This is a genomic window from Acinetobacter sp. ACIN00229 (assembly GCF_016106645.1).
In the GTDB taxonomy this organism is placed as follows: domain Bacteria; phylum Pseudomonadota; class Gammaproteobacteria; order Pseudomonadales; family Moraxellaceae; genus Acinetobacter; species Acinetobacter oleivorans.
In genome coordinates this window covers 132478-147696 of the sequence record NZ_JADWOM010000010.1, presented here as the reverse complement: position 1 = coordinate 147696, position 15219 = coordinate 132478, and the positions used below count along the sequence as shown (strand labels likewise).

The following is a 15219-nucleotide window of genomic DNA, read 5'->3' as shown; positions in this document are numbered from 1 at the left end:
CTACATCTACTACAAATTTAAGATACGCTTAGGTACCAACCGTTTTTTATCGGTAATCTCAGCTAAGCCTAAACAGCGCTCACCCGAAAAAACCAAAACTTCTGCTTCTGCAGAATGCTCAATATTGCTTTCTAAACCGTTGCAAAAATATTTTTCACGCCCTTCAGGCACCTGAATTTTGAGGAAATGCTCAACCGGAGCATAAACTGGAAGTAGTAAAGCTTCTCTTTGCTCTTCAGTTAAGCTTTCCAGATGTTCAATGGTATAACTCGGAATAAGCTCAAAATGTCCTGTTTGAGTCCGGTTTAGCATCGTTAAATGCCCACCACAACCCAGTGCTTCACCAATATCTTCACCTAATACACGAATGTATGTTCCTTTAGAACAAGTGACATCCAGAGTGATACTATTTTCGGTAAATCCAATGAGCTCTAAAGCATAAATTGTGACTGGGCGTGCTTCACGCTCAATTTCAATACCTTTTCGGGCAAGCTCATATAATGGTCTACCTTCTTTTTTCAAAGCCGAATACATCGGCGGAACTTGTTGAATATCACCTCTAAATTTTTCTAAGGTTTCTTCAATAAGCTCTTGGTTGAGAACAGGAACGGAGCGTTCTTGTAGAATCTCCCCTTCCACATCACCTGTCGTTGTGGTTTGCCCCAATCGAACAGTAGTTTGGTAGCGCTTTGTTGAGTCCAGCAAATAATGTGAGAACTTGGTGGCTTCTCCCAAACAAATCGGGAGCAAACCTGTCGCCAATGGGTCTAAAGCTCCAGTATGACCTGCTTTTTGGGCGCGATATAACCAACGCACTTTTTGCAAAGCCGCATTTGAGCTGAGCCCTAATGGTTTATTTAATAGAAATACACCACTGATATGGCGACGAGAAATTTTTTGATTTTTTGTCGTCATTTTTACTGGAACACAAAGCTAGAAAAAAGTGCCGACATGTTAGCAAATTCGACAAGATATTTTCACAATATTTAGGTGCCTTTTCACTTATTTTATGGCACATTAATGATCGAGTAAAAAAACAACAAATTAAAACTTAAGGAAGATATCTTTATGCAAGGGATGCAGAAGAAGGTATTGTGGTGCGTGCTCGGATTTTTTATTTTGAGCCTCATCGCATGTGTCTATTGGTTAAGTCCTGACTCAAAAAACACATCAACTCAAGTCAGTGAAAATACAGCTCAAAATCTAGCATCAGTTCCACCCACAGATCATTCATCGTTAAATGAAGATGCTTACCATAGTAAAAGTCAGCAAGACACTGAAGTTAACTGCCAGTTAAAAATTGATAGTTCCCAGCATTTAGTCGTTAACAGTCAAACACGCGACTGCTTTGAATATTTTATTACTCAATATGGCGAAAATGATTTAGAACAGATCAAAAATCACTTTGGGAAATTCATTCAAGGACAATATTTAGAGCCAGCCCGCTCACAAATTATGGATTTATGGGCCCGCTATTTAAAATATCGTGAACAGCTTGCTCAAATCCAAACACCTTCTGCAAAACAACAAGATAAAAATTATTTTCAAAAGATCTTTAATTCAATTCAAGATATAAGAAAACGTTTCTTTTCGACTTCTGAAATTGAAGGCCTTTTCTCGAGCGAAGATATCTATCAGAACTATACGCTAGATCGAATGCAAATACTTGAAGACTCTTCTCTAAGCGAAATTGAAAAAGCACGAAAACTTAAAGAACGTTTTGAAGAACTTCCCGAAGACTGGCAGCAAAACCTGCAAGAACTTTCTAAACTTGATGATTTACATACACTGACCAAACAAATTAAAGCTCGTAAGGGTTCAGCTGAAGAACTTCGACAGATGCGTACAGCACTTGTTGGAGTCGAAGCGACTCAACGATTAGAAACTTTAGATACAGAGCGGAATGCTTGGCAACAAAGGGTCACAAGTTATCTCAATGGTCGAGATGAAATTATTAAAAGTAACATGAGTGATAGCGCCAAAAATCAAGCTATTCAACAGTTACGCCAACAACAATTCAATTCATCACAAGAACAACTAAGACTTCGAACTTTTGAAACGGTCCATGATCAGGGAGGTGAGCTGCCATTTAATTACTAAGCCTTTCCTTTTTGGGAACTGGCTAAACATTCACTAGCAGTAAGAAGCTGCTTTTCATACAAAATAAAAATAGTGAGTAAAAAATGAAAAGGAAGTTAATGTTTTTCTGCGCTGCAATGCTCTCAGGACTGAGTATTTCAGCGGCCCATGCAACAAATGCTGAACAAGTTAAAAGCTCGTTCGTTTATTCATCTTACGCGCAGACAAAATATCCAATGGTTTTTAATCATGGAATGGCGGGTTTTAACAGAATCGGAACAGATACGCTTGGTCTCGATTACTGGTACCAAATTCTTCCTGATCTTGCCCGCAATGGAGGAAATGTCTGGGCTACAAGGGTCTCACCATTTAACTCAACAGAAGTGCGTGGAGAACAACTTGCCCAGCAAGTAGAAGAGATTATTGCCATTACTGGTAAACCTAAAGTCAACTTAATCGGTCATAGCCATGGGGGTCCAACAATTCGCTATGTGGCCGGTATCATGCCAGAAAAAGTTGCCTCACTTACCACGATTGGTGCGCCTCATAAGGGATCACCAATGGCAGATGTCATTCTGAACGTTGAGGGTACTCCTCTGTCTGGACTGGCAACGTTAGTAAATTGGTTTTCAGCAGCGATTACTTGGGCAGGAGGTCTAGATCCGACTAGCTATCCGCATGACTCTTTAGCAGGCGCCCATAGCTTATCGACTCAAGGTTCAGCTCAGTTTAATACTCAATTCCCTATGGGTATACCAACCACCTCTTGTGGTGAGGGAACATATCAAGAGAAAGGCATTTATATGTATTCTTTCTCTGGAAATAAAGCCTTAACCAATCCATTAGATCCATTTGATATTGCTCTTACAGGCAGTAGCTTAGTGGTCGATCCATTTGGTGATAATGATGGACTTGTTTCTCGATGCAGTGCCAAATTTGGTAAAACAATTCGTGATGATTACAACTGGAATCATTTAGATGAAGTGAACCAAGTACTTGGAATACGTTCTATTTTTGCATCAGATCCGGTCTCAGTTTACCGTCAACATGCAAACCGTTTGAAACTTCAAGGACTGTAATTTTTTAAAACAAAAAATGCGCCAAAAGGCGCATTTTTTTACTCGCTATAAGCTTACGCTTTACGAGCTGGTAATTTTTCACGAATACGTGCAGCTTTACCAGACAAGTCACGGAGGTAGTAAAGTTTAGCACGACGAACGTCACCACGACGTTTCACTTCGATTTTAGCAACAACTGGTGAGTGAGTTTGGAATACACGCTCAACACCAACACCGCTAGAAATTTTACGTACTGTGAACGCAGAGTTCAAACCACGGTTTTTCTTAGCGATTACAACACCTTCAAATGCCTGAAGACGTTCACGCTCACCTTCTTTTACTTTAACTTGGACAATAACAGTGTCACCAGGAGCAAAAGCAGGGATATCAGATTTTAACTGTGCATTTTCAACAGCTTGAACTAAAGGATGTTTACCACTCATTGTGGGAATCTCCAATATGTGCGGAGTCAGAAGAGGTCTGAAATTCCGCTGGGGATAGAGGCTAAAGCGCATATCAACCCGTTTATCTTTCCCTTTACGACAAAATGTCTATAAAGAGCCTTAGAATATACATAAAACTATTCATTAAATAGAATCATGCTTTAACTCGAAGCATTGCTTCTCGTATTTTTGCAGAACTTCCGTTCCTGAGAATAGTGGTTAAGAATTACCACCGCTCTCTTGCGCATCTTTTAGCCATTTTTTCTGCTGCTTATTCAATTCTACTTTCTCGGTCAACTCTGGTCGACGTTCTAAAGTTCGTTGATAACGCTGCAAAAAACGCCATTTTTCGATATTGCCGTGATGTCCAGATTTTAAAACTTCTGGTACATCCAGCCCCTCAAAATGGTCTGGCTTTGTATATTGTGGACAATCTAAAAGACCATCAACAAAAGAATCTTGTACTGCTGACTGTTCATCTGACATTACATTCGGCAAACGGCGAATAATACTGTCAAGTAACACCATAGCGGGCAGTTCACCACCTGATAAAACGTAATCACCAATTGACCATTCCTGATCAACATAATGCTGGATCAAACGCTCATCCACTCCCTCATAACGTCCACACAGTACAATTAAGCCGTCATAATCAACAAACTGCTGTACTGCCTGTTCATTTAAAGTTTTGCCTTGTGGAGACATGTACACCACAGGAACATGAGCATGTCCTGCTTGTGAGGCAAGCTGTTTGGCATGCGCAATTGCTTTCGCCAAAGGCTCAGCCATCATCACCATCCCAGGGCCACCACCAAATGGACGTTCATCCACTCTTCTGTAGTTTCCCTCAGCAAAATCACGAGGGTTAATACAAGTAACTTGTACGATATCTCGTTTTGCCGCACGTCCGCTGATGCCGTAGGCTGTAATCGCTTCAAACATTTCAGGAAAAAGCGTAATGACTGCAAAAAACATCACAGACTCCTCTATTTTCCTGCTGTATTAATCCTAAAAGGATTAATAATCTACGCCCCAATTGACGTAAATACGACCAGCTTCAAGATCAACACGTTGTACTACATCTTTATGCCAAGGAATCATGCGTTCTTCTGAATCAACGCTGTCTGGGGTAGCATGTACCACCATCACATCATTAGCTCCAGTTTCAAACAACTCATGAATTTTACCTAAGTTTACTTCCTGCTCTTCATCATTCAGACCAAACACTGTTAAGCCTTTTAAATCTGACCAGTAGTACTCATCTACATCTGCTTTTGGCAGTTGAGACTTAGCAATCCAGATATTAGCGCCAACCAAGTTTTCTGCTCCAGTGCGATCACTCACACCTTTCAAAGCAACAACTAAGCCTTTGCCATGTGGTTTCCAACGTTTTACATCTATTGTTTGCCAACCGGCCTTGGTCTCAATGTACCAAGGCAGGTAGTCAAACATGTTGCTCATAGGTTCTGTATTTGAATACACCCAGAGCCACCCATTCAATCCATAAGCTGAACGTAACTGTCCAATCTGAATACGATCTTCGGGAACATTCTGTGTTGATGTCATGGGCTACCTACTACAAAAAATTATGCAGTAGCTTTTTTAGCTTGAGCAGCTAAAGAAGCAACACGTTCAGAAGGTTGAGCACCTTGAGAAACCCAGTGAGCAAAACGGTCTGCGTCTAAACGAAGTTTTTCTGCTTGACCTTGTGCAGTCGGGTTAAAGAAACCGATACGCTCGATGAAACGACCATCACGTGCATTGCGGCTGTCAGTCACAACGATTTGATAGAATGGACGTTTTTTTGCGCCGCCACGTGCTAAACGAATAACAACCATGATAAAAGCCTTATAATTCTTACGGATTATCCCTGCGCCGACCATCGGCAACACTTCAAACCCCTTTCATAGAGGGCGACATTCTACGTGATTTTCGCCCTGAAAGAAAGATTATTTTTTGAGTTATCCGCAGTTTTGAATTTAAATTAACGCCCATCCCAATTGGATGTATTTGACAAGCTTATTAATGAGCAGGCTAGACCTTTAGACCAGTAGCGCTGTTGATCCTGATTTACGCAAACTTCACCATTACCATTTTGTATAGAAGTAATAATTGGAGTGGCTTTGAGCAAATATCCCTGGTTATCAGCATCAATCGCTAAAGTTACAGTATAAAAAGCAGTTCCTGCTAAAGGATAATTTTGAGAGGCTGTACCATTATCTAAAGTAGCATTATTAAAACTATGATTAACAACTTTATAGCTTTGTAATCGTTGATTAATACGCAGCATCTCAGCTTGTACATCCGTACGATTAGTACGGATTTTATATTGAGTATAAGACGGGTAAGCAATTGCTGCCAGAATTGCAATGATCGCCACCACAATCATCAGCTCAATTAATGTAAATCCTTGGTGACTACCATTTTTCAGCATTTGTAGCACACCCCGTATAATTATTGATATTAGTTAGATCATTTGCCACTAAATACTTAGATTTACATTTAATCCCTGTACTGGTAACTAACAGAGCATCATACCCTGCCGTTTCCGGTATTGCTCTAATCGCCCATCTTTGGCCCAATCCAGCACTACTAGCCAATAAAGTAGTAGCATCTGTTTCACTAACATCAGCTAATGTAATCGTGTACTTTTTATTGGTACTGCTTGGAAAATCCATACTACTCATTGCTGAGGTTTGTCCATATAAATATTTAGGATCGAAACCATGATAAGAAAAGTTTTGGCTTTTATATTTTTCTAATTGTCCAGCAAGCTTTAGTAATTCCTGCTGGACTGCTGCGGTATCTGCACGGCGAATTTGAGCTTGATATGATGGAATCGCAATTGCTGCAAAAACAGCGACAATCATGACGACAATCATTAGCTCAATCAGGGTAAATCCCATATTTTTTTTCATAGAGCCCCCCTATTGTCGCTCATACCAATTTGTACTTTGAAATATTTTTGTCGTTTTGTAATTTCGCCCAACTTCTGGTAGAAGTTTAATCAAATTATTTACGCCATTTGAAAATCCTCCCGCATTAATTTTACTAATTCCATCAGAAGCATTACCGACATTGCCACCAATCTTATTTGCATTAAAATTAGTGGCATCGGTTGCATCCCCACAAACCCCATAAGGTAAACATAAACGACGTATTACACTCGAACCTGTAATACCACCTGTACACGCATTTGGCTGTTTGGTTGAAGCATGATTTGGATTATATAAAGATACGTAGAAATCTGAAAATTGAGCTGTATTTGCAACTACGAGGTATCCATTAAGTGCTTTTACTGTACCTGTATTTGCAGTTTGGGCTGTTCCATCAGTTTCACGCAAAACATAGTACCAACCCTTTTTAGTATTGTTCATCAGATTTGCTACATTTGTACTGGCAATAAGACTCCAATCATATAAATTTAATTCTGTTAAATTACTTGTTTTAGAGAATGTTGAATTGTATAAATTCGATGAAGCAATATCATAATCATATAAGGCATAAATTCGATTATCATTGCTATTGGCTTTGTTCAAAGGAAAACTTCGATTACCAGAAGCAATGCCAAGCACACCAAAACGACTACCGTTACGATCATGAATACTTAAAGTCGGCATTTCATAGAAACGCTGGTTAAGTGCTGAAAAGTTCGCGAGTCGATTTACTCGACCAAAATTTGTTGTTGATGTTCCATAACCATTATTCAAGTCAACGCGAAAGATTTGCCCACCTAAATCACCAAAATATAAATTATCAACCAAACCATCTGCATCTCGATCGAAAGCTTTGATTTGGCTCACTACGCTATATTTTAAATTACTATCCTTGACGTCAACCGTACTAGTGCTATTACTACTACCGTAACGAGCATCCCACAATAAAGCACCTGTAGTCGCATCAAAAATATAAATACCAGCGCCAGCATTTACAGTGGTTGAAGTCGGCTGATAACCATCCGTCTCATAAGCTGGATCATATCCACCTCCTACAATCATGACATTTTTAACTTGATTATTGAGACGAATTTTTGCCAGTGTTGGTTTGGACCAACTCTGCCCCATTGCCTGAAGTGCAGTTACTTGGTTCCCTGTAGCAGACACACCACTGGTACCACTATTAATTACCCCATTTACAGGGTCAATCTGAAACAAAAATTTTGGATCTGCTGGATTTTTAATATTTAAGCCATAATAGCTTTTTCCACCCATACGCATACCACCATAAATATTGGCAATATTGGCTTTAAATTTATTATTCGTCGCATCAACATTATATTCGATCCATGAACCCCATTGAGCATCGATACCATAAAATGGATTTGTTGTAGATGTTGTTGTATTACTTACATCTAATAAAGCATCTCGACGATTAACATCCTGAAGAATTTCATTGGGAAGAAAAGCCATTTCTTCTTTACCAGTGGCTTGATTCAGTATGTGTAGTAAACCTTGTATTGATCCCATCACAATATAATCTTTACGGTTTACTGTACTTTGAGTATTACTTAAAATTGCACCTGTAGTTGGGTCATATTTGGCTTCTAAAGTCACTAGTAATGGGTCAGAATGCAATACGCCACCCATTTGCTGCATAACGTTTAAGTTTTTTACTTTATCAAAAGTATCCCACTTATAGCCTGCTGTTTTGACTTCTAATTCAGTTTTTGTAAGCTTATAACCTAGTGCAGATAGCAGATAAGGTTGGTAAACGTTTTGTCGCCATGCTGTCGTTCCTGAACCTGCTGTACTGTCAATATAGCTAGCAGTCAGAACATTTTGCGTACTCAGTTGAGTTAAAATATTTGCAGCTACAACTTTATTTTTATTCGCATCGGTTAAAGCTGTCGGAATAGTTGCATTAATGTAGAGAGGCCGGGTTTGAATATCTGAAGCATTAGTTACCGTGCTGAGCGTACCTGAAGTCGTATTTGGAACTGATAGTTGTGACCACGCCCCACCTTTGAGAGCATCGTCTCCATCATTAATATTCTCAGCATTCCAAAAGTCCTGAGTTAAAGTATTAATACCACCTGTATTTTTTAATACGGTATTACCATTCACATCAACCATAGTACCAGATGAATTTAAGGTATATTTTTTAAGGTTCCCTAACCATAACTGTTGCGTAGAGACTATTGTCCCACCCGATCCACTTACTTTAGGCTGAAACTGTGGTGCAAAAACATAAGAATAAGATGCACTGGTTGCCATTGGATCAGCTGGTACCACATAAGTCCCGAAACTAGCTGCCTCAAAAGTCCCTTGTGAAATTGCGCCTACAAACCTTAATAAAGCATTTTGTACTTTTTCACCTGTATCTGCATAGGTATAGCCACCAATAGGTTTATCGGTTCCATAAGTATCACCTTCACCAACTTTATCTCCCAACATCTTTAATGCATCAGCATTAAGAGTGTTAGAGTAAGGACTAGTATCAGAATTACCCAAATTGGTATTTACAGCTCCCCTAGAACCAATATAACAATGGATATTGCGTCCAGTTGAATCTTTGTCACAGGTTTCAACCTGATTACCACTACTATTAACTGCGGTATTAAAAAGAGGCCCAAATCCAACCGTAGCTAAATAAATTCTTTTCTTTGAGATAGGTGTTGCAGTTGTTGATGTCGCTTTAACTAGATCTGCAATATATGACCACCCACTTCGATCTTGATAACCTGTTACTGTATTATTAGTCGTCACCTCATTATCCGCTGCTGATAGTTTCATCTCGTAAAACTCGCCATTTGTGGTAGCTGAATTACGAGCCTTACTATAGTTATAATAAACAGCAGGTACATCTGTAACAGAACCACTAATAGTATTAGCATCCACTCCTGTGATGCCTGCATTTGCAGCAACATTCTTAAGCAATAATTGTGTGTTTGTTGCTGGAATACCAGAAGGAGCACCATCGGTTAAAAAGAATACGCCCTGTGTTGAACACTGTTTATCATTTTCATTCGGTAAAGATTCAATTGGCGCAATGTATTTTCCGTTTGAAACAGTACCTGTTGCAGCATTACTCATACCAGAAAGTTCTGCTTGGTAACCATTTGAAAAGTTATTTACAGCATTAGGACTATCCGTACGGCTACCCAATAAATAGGCATAAGTTTCCGCAAATAAAGTTGAAGTAGGTGTACTTGAATCTGCACCTAGCCCATTAATTTGCTCTATTAGAAATTGTCTTTGTGTTTTTGTCCCTGATACTAAAGCATCTAGTCTTTTTGCTGGCACCCAAATTCTAGAACGTCTAGGATTACTAACATCACCAGCAAATTTAGTTAATCCCATATAAGTGATATTAGGAATTTTATAGGTACCATCTGTGTTTAAAGCCTGTAAAGCAGTGACTAAAGAGCGCTTCAGAGCATCTAAACGTGACATTCTTGTATTGTTATAATAGGCATCATTAATTGTCATACTAAAAGAATTATCAATTGCCAACATAATAATCGGATATTTAGTTGCCGTTGGATTTTGATAAATTTGCACATCACTCGCTCGAACAACTGATGTTGTTACCGTGCTCGTCATAATGGCAGATATCGCCATGACGAGTACTTTACACTTTAAAACTTTAGCTTTTTTTGTATTTAATATCTTCATTTCATCTATTCCCCAATAATCCAATTAAACCGAGTTCTGACGTTGATATGTACTCAACACAAAATCCTGGAACTGCGTATTAAATGGAACATTCAAATCTTGTAAACAACTCGATACTGTTGAGTTTGAACCTGATAATGGCTGGCTATTCGGACGTTTCAGACAATTTGTAATAGCAGTCTGAGAAGCATCGGATAAATTGGGTAAAATAGATGTCACATATACTCTTATTCTTTTTGTTTGCTCATTATCCAATTTCCCTAAACTTTCAAGATCACTCCCTAAAGTGACAATTTGTAATGGGCGTGCAGGTGTACTTAGCGGTGGATTTACAACAATAGCAACTTGTGTCATTTGTGCTTTGCGACGGCTAGCATAATCATTAACTGCACTTAAATCACAAAATCCAGATACACCATTTACAGTGATGTCCGTATTTTCTTCGTTCCATTGTAAAATACTCGTATTTGCGACAGAGAAAGACGTTGCAGGAGAGGTCTGACTTCTAAAACAAAAAACTACTTCTTTACCCTGATTTTGTAATGCATAGCCAAGTAAACTTGTGGGATTACCACTCGTACTAGCGAAGCCTTCGGCACCTAATCGGTAAAGTACAGAATCAGATGACTGCATGAGTAACTGTTGCGCTTGACTGTTTGTTGCAATATTTAAACTTGTTAGACTCTGACGCACAGCCAACGTCCCAATTACTGTAATCACTAGCAGTAAAATTAAAACAACGATTAATGTTGAACCCTTTTCTACTTTCATTACATTACCGCCGTATCTTGAGAAAACAAACCATTACGCAAGGCGATAGTTTGAGTAATAACTGTACGCAAATATTTTGGAGGGTTCCCCGTCGGCACCTTAATAGATACATTTTGATCAAGTACTTTATAAGTTTGGCTATCTGAAACCAAACCATTCTCACGAATGCTTTCGTTGGAACGTACAAGTACACCAACTTGAATAGAATTGACTCGCGGACGCGGATTTGCATTCAAAGCAAGATATTGCCCAATCGAGATATACCGAAAATTTGTTGTATTGGTATCATCAGAAATGCCTAACAGAAAGTGCAAATGATCTACACGTCTTACCAAGATTTCTCCTTCTGTCGCACCAAATACAGTGGTAGATGTTGAAGGATTTTTTAAAATCGTGGTGTCACCCGCTACATACGAACCCGCTTCACATGCAAGTGCTAATGCAGTATTAGGTTCATTTGATATGGCATTTGAATCTGATCTTAAAAAGAAACGCTCTACAATGTATCTATTCGCCTCATAATTATTACCCTCACAATCAACGCCGGCCTGCTCTGCAAAGAACTGGACAACTAATTGATCGCTACCTTGATTTACCTTTCCAGTAGCGGGTGGTACCGCCGAAACTTGTACGTTACTGGCCTTGGTAGCGAAACTTGTCACTGGCACAGCTACTGTTGACGGAATTGTGTCTGGCATATTCGTTGGAATCGTATCTGCCGTATAAGTTGGACTTGCTACTGCTGGGAAACGGGAAGTTTGTCTCGTGGTTATTATAATTCCACCGTTAGCCAGTCGATCATTTATGATGTTATTGTTTCCATAGTTACTCTTACGAATGTCATTCGAGATATAGCGTAATCCAAAGTTTCCACTTTCCTGTAGATCAGCCATCGCGCGTTGAGTATTTAAAGAAATTTGTCCTGTAAGAAATAGCTGAGTGGCAGCAGCTGTAATCAATAGCCCCAAAACAATTGCCACCATGAATTCGACAAGTGTGAATCCCTGCTGAATATATATTTTATTCATCTCAATATAACTCCATGATGACACATTTTGCTTGAGGCAAATATGCACCACCATTCGTACAAGCATCTGAATCAGTAGAACTATTTATTGCTTTTGTTTTTCCCCATGCGACATAGACACACTTGCGGTTTTGAGTACCACTCACCTGACAGTCAGGTAAACGAATCGTCATTCCTAGATTATTTGCCTGACTCACAACCTGTGCCGTATCATAATTTGCCATTTGAACAGACGTAGTACATGGCGTTGTATTTGTCGTTTGAATACATTCTGGAGTCGCTGTTGTACTTTGTGTTGTTGCATTTAAATTATCGCCATAGGTACTAAATGCAGTCCTATTTACACGAATACGTTCAGCTAAATCTCTGGCAAGATTCATGGCTTGAATTTTACTCATAGCCTCATCGGTGGCATCAACGGCTCTTAACTGCAATGCAGTAAATCCTAGAACCCCTATCGCAAGAATCAGCAAAGCAACTAATACTTCCATCATCCCTATGCCCTTTTGCTTATATTTATTCATGAGCAAGTTCCATCATTTTTTGAATAAACAGTTCCCATCCGGGTTAATGCAAAAGATTTTTGAGTTTTAGCGATTGAATTACAAATCACAAAATCCGTATCAGCTGAAATACCTAAAACTAACGCCCCATCTCTACCAAAGGTAATACTACTTATAGATGTAGGTGCAGTTACTCGATTTCCTGAAGTGGGTTCCCAATAAAAATCTGTATTTGTATTCGTTCCATCACCTAAATGGACAGTAACATTCGTTCTTAATAAAACAGCTTGGTTACGTCCTTGAGATAAGGTAGAAATCAGCTCTCTCGTATTTGCATTTAATTTTTGCTTAGCCATGAGTTGAGTAAAAGACGGTGCAGCCATCATCGCAAGGATGACCATTACCGCAATCGTCACCATAAGCTCAACCAAGGTGAACCCGTCTTGCGGAATAATTCCCCTCATCCCCAGAACCCCAAATAAACTTAAGAATTTTTTATTTATTATTTAAATTTTACGGTTTAGATTCACAAAACAAATACAAAGCAGATAAAGGGTATAAAAAAACAGATAACTGTCATATCAACAATTATCTGTTTTACTATTTTAAAATCAGTATGTTAAATAAGTCACACTTTATGCTTGAGTCACATGAATACGTAATTCTTTAGGAAGACTAAAGGTTATGTTCTCTTCACGTCCATCTAATTCTTTAGGTGCTTGCGCGCCCCAGTCTTGTAAACGTTGAATTACTTGCTTAATTAGAATTTCTGGTGCTGAAGCACCAGCTGTCACACCAATTTTGCACGTATCATTGAACCATGACTGCTCTAACTGGTCAGCATTATCAACAAGATAAGCAGCTTTACCCATACGCTCTGCAAGCTCACGTAAACGATTTGAATTTGATGAGTTAGGTGAACCAACAACTAAGACCACATCACATTGTTCCGCCAAGTCACGTACAGCATCTTGTCTGTTTTGAGTAGCGTAGCAAATATCATCTTTACGCGGCCCTTGGATCTGAGGGAATTTTGCACGCAAAGCATCAATAACTTTAGCCGTATCATCAATAGATAAAGTTGTTTGAGTTACAAATGCAAGTTTTTCAGGATGTCTTACAGCAAGCGCAGCAACATCAGCTTCATCTTCAACTAGATAAATGTCACCACCTTTCAATTTATCATATTGACCCATTGTTCCTTCAACTTCTGGGTGCCCTTCATGACCAATTAAAATGGCTTCAGTACCTTCCCGTGCATATTTAGTCACTTCAATATGAACTTTGGTAACTAAAGGACAAGTTGCATCAAATACTTTTAAACCTCGACGCTCTGCTTCTTGTTGAACAGCTTTTGAAACACCGTGAGCACTAAAAATTACAATTGAGTCATCCGGAACCTGATCTAGTTCATCAACAAAAACTGCCCCTCTTTGACGTAAGTCATCAACAACAAATTTATTGTGTACAACCTCATGACGTACATAAATAGGAGGGTTAAAACATTCTAAAGCCCGATTGACGATTGCTATGGCTCGATCAACACCGGCACAAAAACCACGCGGATTAGCTAACACAATTTCCATAACAGCCTCAAAATTAATAAAACAGGGGAATTTCTCTTGAATATTTGCAATTAAAACTATTCAGTTTAAACGCACGGTACACTACAATAGCGAAGATATTTTATCATATCAGGAAAAATATCATGTCGGGTCTATTGTTTGTCGTTTCTGCTGCATCAGGAACGGGCAAAACATCTTTGGTGAAAGCCCTGCTTGACCGTGTGAGCAATTTACATGTTTCAGTCTCACATACTACCCGAGGTCAACGTCCCGGTGAATTAGATGGTGTTCACTATCACTTCACTACAAAAGATGAATTTCTAGACCAAGTCAACCATGACGGTTTTATTGAATACGCTGAAGTATTTGGTAATTACTATGGCACTTCTCAAGCAACTGTAAAACAACAGTTAGCTCAAGGACACGATGTTCTACTTGAAATTGATTGGCAAGGTGCAGAGCAAGTACGCAAACTTTTTCCTGAATCCAAGCAAATATTTATTTTACCACCAACACAGTTTGACCTTCGTCAGCGTTTATCTAATCGCGGTACAGACTCAGTTGAAGTCATTGAACATCGTTTAAGCTGTGCAGTTGAAGATATGCAGCATTATACGAACTTTGATTACATCATTATTAATGATGACTTTAATAAAGCCTTACATGAGATTGAAGCTGTGATTACAGCAAACCGTCTAGTGCTATCTCAGCAAGCGAAACGTTATCAAACATTAATTCAAGACTTGATTACTCCTCAACCAAAACAGGAATAACTTGAGTCTAGATCGAAAGCCTTTTATACTGTTTAGTCTGTTCAAATTCACCATTCCAAAACGAGAACTTTTATGGCACGCGTCACCGTTGAAGATTGTTTAGATCATGTAGACAACCGTTTTGAGCTTGTGCTCGTTGCAAGTAAACGTGCTCGTCAATTGGCACGTCAAGGCATGGAGCCAACTGTAGAATGGGATAACGACAAACCGACTGTAGTTTCTTTGCGCGAAATCGCGGCAGGGCACGTTACGAAAGAAATTCTTAAGCAACGTGAACAAGATTATCAAACTTCTAGTCTTGATCTTGCTCTTTCTACAAACAGCTTGAATTTAGAAGGTTTTTCTTTCTAATTAATTCTGTTTCATAAAAAAACCATCGTTTTTCT

General features: G+C 39.1%; 17 protein-coding genes and 1 pseudogene. 5 read left to right on the top strand and 13 right to left on the bottom strand.

From position 1 onward, the window contains the following. Window positions 1-9 precede the first annotated feature (9 nt). A complete protein-coding gene (truB, locus tag I7H67_RS11375) occupies window positions 10-915 on the bottom strand; it encodes a tRNA pseudouridine(55) synthase TruB (protein WP_198307890.1) in 906 nt (301 codons plus the stop codon). A 153-nt stretch (window positions 916-1068) separates the two neighbouring features. On the opposite strand from truB, the gene I7H67_RS11370 reads away from it, so the two are divergent. Both I7H67_RS11370 and I7H67_RS11365 read left to right on the top strand, forming a co-directional pair. Next, window positions 1069-2100 (top strand): lipase secretion chaperone, encoded by a 1032-nt coding sequence (locus tag I7H67_RS11370; RefSeq protein ID WP_198307889.1) that lies wholly within the window; start codon window positions 1069-1071, stop codon window positions 2098-2100. A 116-nt stretch (window positions 2101-2216) separates the two neighbouring features. Further along, window positions 2217-3158: a lipase family alpha/beta hydrolase gene (locus I7H67_RS11365; protein WP_192836324.1), complete on the top strand. Its 942-nt coding sequence runs from the start codon at window positions 2217-2219 to the stop codon at window positions 3156-3158. A 53-nt stretch (window positions 3159-3211) separates the two neighbouring features. On the opposite strand, the gene rplS is transcribed toward I7H67_RS11365, so the two are convergent. The 11 genes from rplS to I7H67_RS11310 all read right to left on the bottom strand — a co-directional run bounded on the left by rplS (window position 3212) and on the right by I7H67_RS11310 (window position 12959). Continuing rightward, window positions 3212-3580 (bottom strand): 50S ribosomal protein L19, encoded by a 369-nt coding sequence (gene rplS / locus I7H67_RS11360; RefSeq protein WP_004789772.1) that lies wholly within the window; start codon window positions 3578-3580, stop codon window positions 3212-3214. A gap of 219 nt (window positions 3581-3799) precedes the next feature. Next, on the bottom strand, window positions 3800-4555 hold the full coding sequence (trmD, locus tag I7H67_RS11355) for a tRNA (guanosine(37)-N1)-methyltransferase TrmD (protein WP_151768238.1): 756 nt from the start codon (window positions 4553-4555) through the stop codon (window positions 3800-3802). A gap of 42 nt (window positions 4556-4597) precedes the next feature. After that, window positions 4598-5146 carry a ribosome maturation factor RimM gene (gene rimM, locus I7H67_RS11350; protein ID WP_198307888.1) on the bottom strand — a complete coding sequence of 183 codons (549 nt, stop codon included), beginning with the start codon at window positions 5144-5146 and terminating at the stop codon, window positions 4598-4600. Between the two features lie 20 nt (window positions 5147-5166). Next, complete coding sequence (rpsP, locus tag I7H67_RS11345) at window positions 5167-5418, bottom strand: 30S ribosomal protein S16 (RefSeq protein ID WP_000260334.1); 252 nt, start codon at window positions 5416-5418, stop codon at window positions 5167-5169. Between the two features lie 146 nt (window positions 5419-5564). Then, complete coding sequence (locus I7H67_RS11340) at window positions 5565-6014, bottom strand: type IV pilin protein (RefSeq protein ID WP_198307887.1); 450 nt, start codon at window positions 6012-6014, stop codon at window positions 5565-5567. Beyond that, window positions 5998-6498: a type IV pilin protein gene (locus I7H67_RS11335; RefSeq protein WP_198307886.1), complete on the bottom strand. Its 501-nt coding sequence runs from the start codon at window positions 6496-6498 to the stop codon at window positions 5998-6000. The genes I7H67_RS11340 and I7H67_RS11335 overlap by 17 nt, the downstream gene beginning before the upstream one ends. A gap of 9 nt (window positions 6499-6507) precedes the next feature. Continuing rightward, entirely contained in the window at window positions 6508-10194 is a 3687-nt protein-coding gene (locus I7H67_RS11330) for a PilC/PilY family type IV pilus protein (protein WP_198307885.1), read from the bottom strand. 24 nt (window positions 10195-10218) lie between these two features. After that, window positions 10219-10965: a PilX N-terminal domain-containing pilus assembly protein gene (locus I7H67_RS11325; protein WP_198307884.1), complete on the bottom strand. Its 747-nt coding sequence runs from the start codon at window positions 10963-10965 to the stop codon at window positions 10219-10221. Further along, window positions 10965-11993: a PilW family protein gene (locus tag I7H67_RS11320; RefSeq protein ID WP_198307883.1), complete on the bottom strand. Its 1029-nt coding sequence runs from the start codon at window positions 11991-11993 to the stop codon at window positions 10965-10967. The genes I7H67_RS11325 and I7H67_RS11320 overlap by 1 nt, the downstream gene beginning before the upstream one ends. Before the next feature lies 1 nt (window position 11994). Then, window positions 11995-12516, bottom strand: coding sequence for a type IV pilus modification protein PilV (gene pilV / locus I7H67_RS11315; protein ID WP_198307882.1), 522 nt, complete (start codon window positions 12514-12516; stop codon window positions 11995-11997). After that, window positions 12513-12959, bottom strand: coding sequence for a Tfp pilus assembly protein FimT/FimU (locus tag I7H67_RS11310; RefSeq protein ID WP_192836266.1), 447 nt, complete (start codon window positions 12957-12959; stop codon window positions 12513-12515). The genes pilV and I7H67_RS11310 overlap by 4 nt, the downstream gene beginning before the upstream one ends. Here I7H67_RS11310 and I7H67_RS11305 point away from each other — a divergent pair. After that, a pseudogene (locus I7H67_RS11305) lies at window positions 12865-13165 on the top strand (hypothetical protein); the annotation flags it as partial. The gene I7H67_RS11310 and the pseudogene I7H67_RS11305 sit on opposite strands and share 95 nt — an antisense overlap. Here I7H67_RS11305 and ispH read toward each other — a convergent pair. Next, window positions 13131-14081 carry a 4-hydroxy-3-methylbut-2-enyl diphosphate reductase gene (gene ispH / locus I7H67_RS11300; protein WP_005301007.1) on the bottom strand — a complete coding sequence of 317 codons (951 nt, stop codon included), beginning with the start codon at window positions 14079-14081 and terminating at the stop codon, window positions 13131-13133. The pseudogene I7H67_RS11305 and the gene ispH sit on opposite strands and share 35 nt — an antisense overlap. 122 nt (window positions 14082-14203) lie before the next feature. Between ispH and gmk the strand changes: the two genes are divergently transcribed. Both gmk and rpoZ read left to right on the top strand, forming a co-directional pair. Continuing rightward, window positions 14204-14833 carry a guanylate kinase gene (gmk, locus tag I7H67_RS11295; RefSeq protein ID WP_004789787.1) on the top strand — a complete coding sequence of 210 codons (630 nt, stop codon included), beginning with the start codon at window positions 14204-14206 and terminating at the stop codon, window positions 14831-14833. 72 nt (window positions 14834-14905) lie between these two features. Next, on the top strand, window positions 14906-15184 hold the full coding sequence (gene rpoZ / locus I7H67_RS11290) for a DNA-directed RNA polymerase subunit omega (protein WP_002116990.1): 279 nt from the start codon (window positions 14906-14908) through the stop codon (window positions 15182-15184). Window positions 15185-15219: the final 35 nt, after the last annotated feature.

What these genes read in the sequence shown, in the direction of transcription:
- rpoZ (WP_002116990.1), top strand. Translation starts at nt 14,906, where the DNA reads ATGGCACGCGTCACCGTTGAAGATTGTTTAGATCATGTAGACAACCGT.
- truB (WP_198307890.1), bottom strand. Translation starts at nt 915, where the DNA reads ATGACGACAAAAAATCAAAAAATTTCTCGTCGCCATATCAGTGGTGTA.
- ispH (WP_005301007.1), bottom strand. Translation starts at nt 14,081, where the DNA reads ATGGAAATTGTGTTAGCTAATCCGCGTGGTTTTTGTGCCGGTGTTGAT.
- I7H67_RS11335 (WP_198307886.1), bottom strand. Translation starts at nt 6,498, where the DNA reads ATGAAAAAAAATATGGGATTTACCCTGATTGAGCTAATGATTGTCGTC.
- trmD (WP_151768238.1), bottom strand. Translation starts at nt 4,555, where the DNA reads ATGTTTTTTGCAGTCATTACGCTTTTTCCTGAAATGTTTGAAGCGATT.
- rimM (WP_198307888.1), bottom strand. Translation starts at nt 5,146, where the DNA reads ATGACATCAACACAGAATGTTCCCGAAGATCGTATTCAGATTGGACAG.
- I7H67_RS11320 (WP_198307883.1), bottom strand. Translation starts at nt 11,993, where the DNA reads ATGAATAAAATATATATTCAGCAGGGATTCACACTTGTCGAATTCATG.
- I7H67_RS11330 (WP_198307885.1), bottom strand. Translation starts at nt 10,194, where the DNA reads ATGAAGATATTAAATACAAAAAAAGCTAAAGTTTTAAAGTGTAAAGTA.
- rplS (WP_004789772.1), bottom strand. Translation starts at nt 3,580, where the DNA reads ATGAGTGGTAAACATCCTTTAGTTCAAGCTGTTGAAAATGCACAGTTA.
- pilV (WP_198307882.1), bottom strand. Translation starts at nt 12,516, where the DNA reads ATGAATAAATATAAGCAAAAGGGCATAGGGATGATGGAAGTATTAGTT.
- I7H67_RS11365 (WP_192836324.1), top strand. Translation starts at nt 2,217, where the DNA reads ATGCTCTCAGGACTGAGTATTTCAGCGGCCCATGCAACAAATGCTGAA.
- gmk (WP_004789787.1), top strand. Translation starts at nt 14,204, where the DNA reads ATGTCGGGTCTATTGTTTGTCGTTTCTGCTGCATCAGGAACGGGCAAA.
- I7H67_RS11340 (WP_198307887.1), bottom strand. Translation starts at nt 6,014, where the DNA reads ATGCTGAAAAATGGTAGTCACCAAGGATTTACATTAATTGAGCTGATG.
- rpsP (WP_000260334.1), bottom strand. Translation starts at nt 5,418, where the DNA reads ATGGTTGTTATTCGTTTAGCACGTGGCGGCGCAAAAAAACGTCCATTC.
- I7H67_RS11325 (WP_198307884.1), bottom strand. Translation starts at nt 10,965, where the DNA reads ATGAAAGTAGAAAAGGGTTCAACATTAATCGTTGTTTTAATTTTACTG.
- I7H67_RS11310 (WP_192836266.1), bottom strand. Translation starts at nt 12,959, where the DNA reads ATGAGGGGAATTATTCCGCAAGACGGGTTCACCTTGGTTGAGCTTATG.
- I7H67_RS11370 (WP_198307889.1), top strand. Translation starts at nt 1,069, where the DNA reads ATGCAAGGGATGCAGAAGAAGGTATTGTGGTGCGTGCTCGGATTTTTT.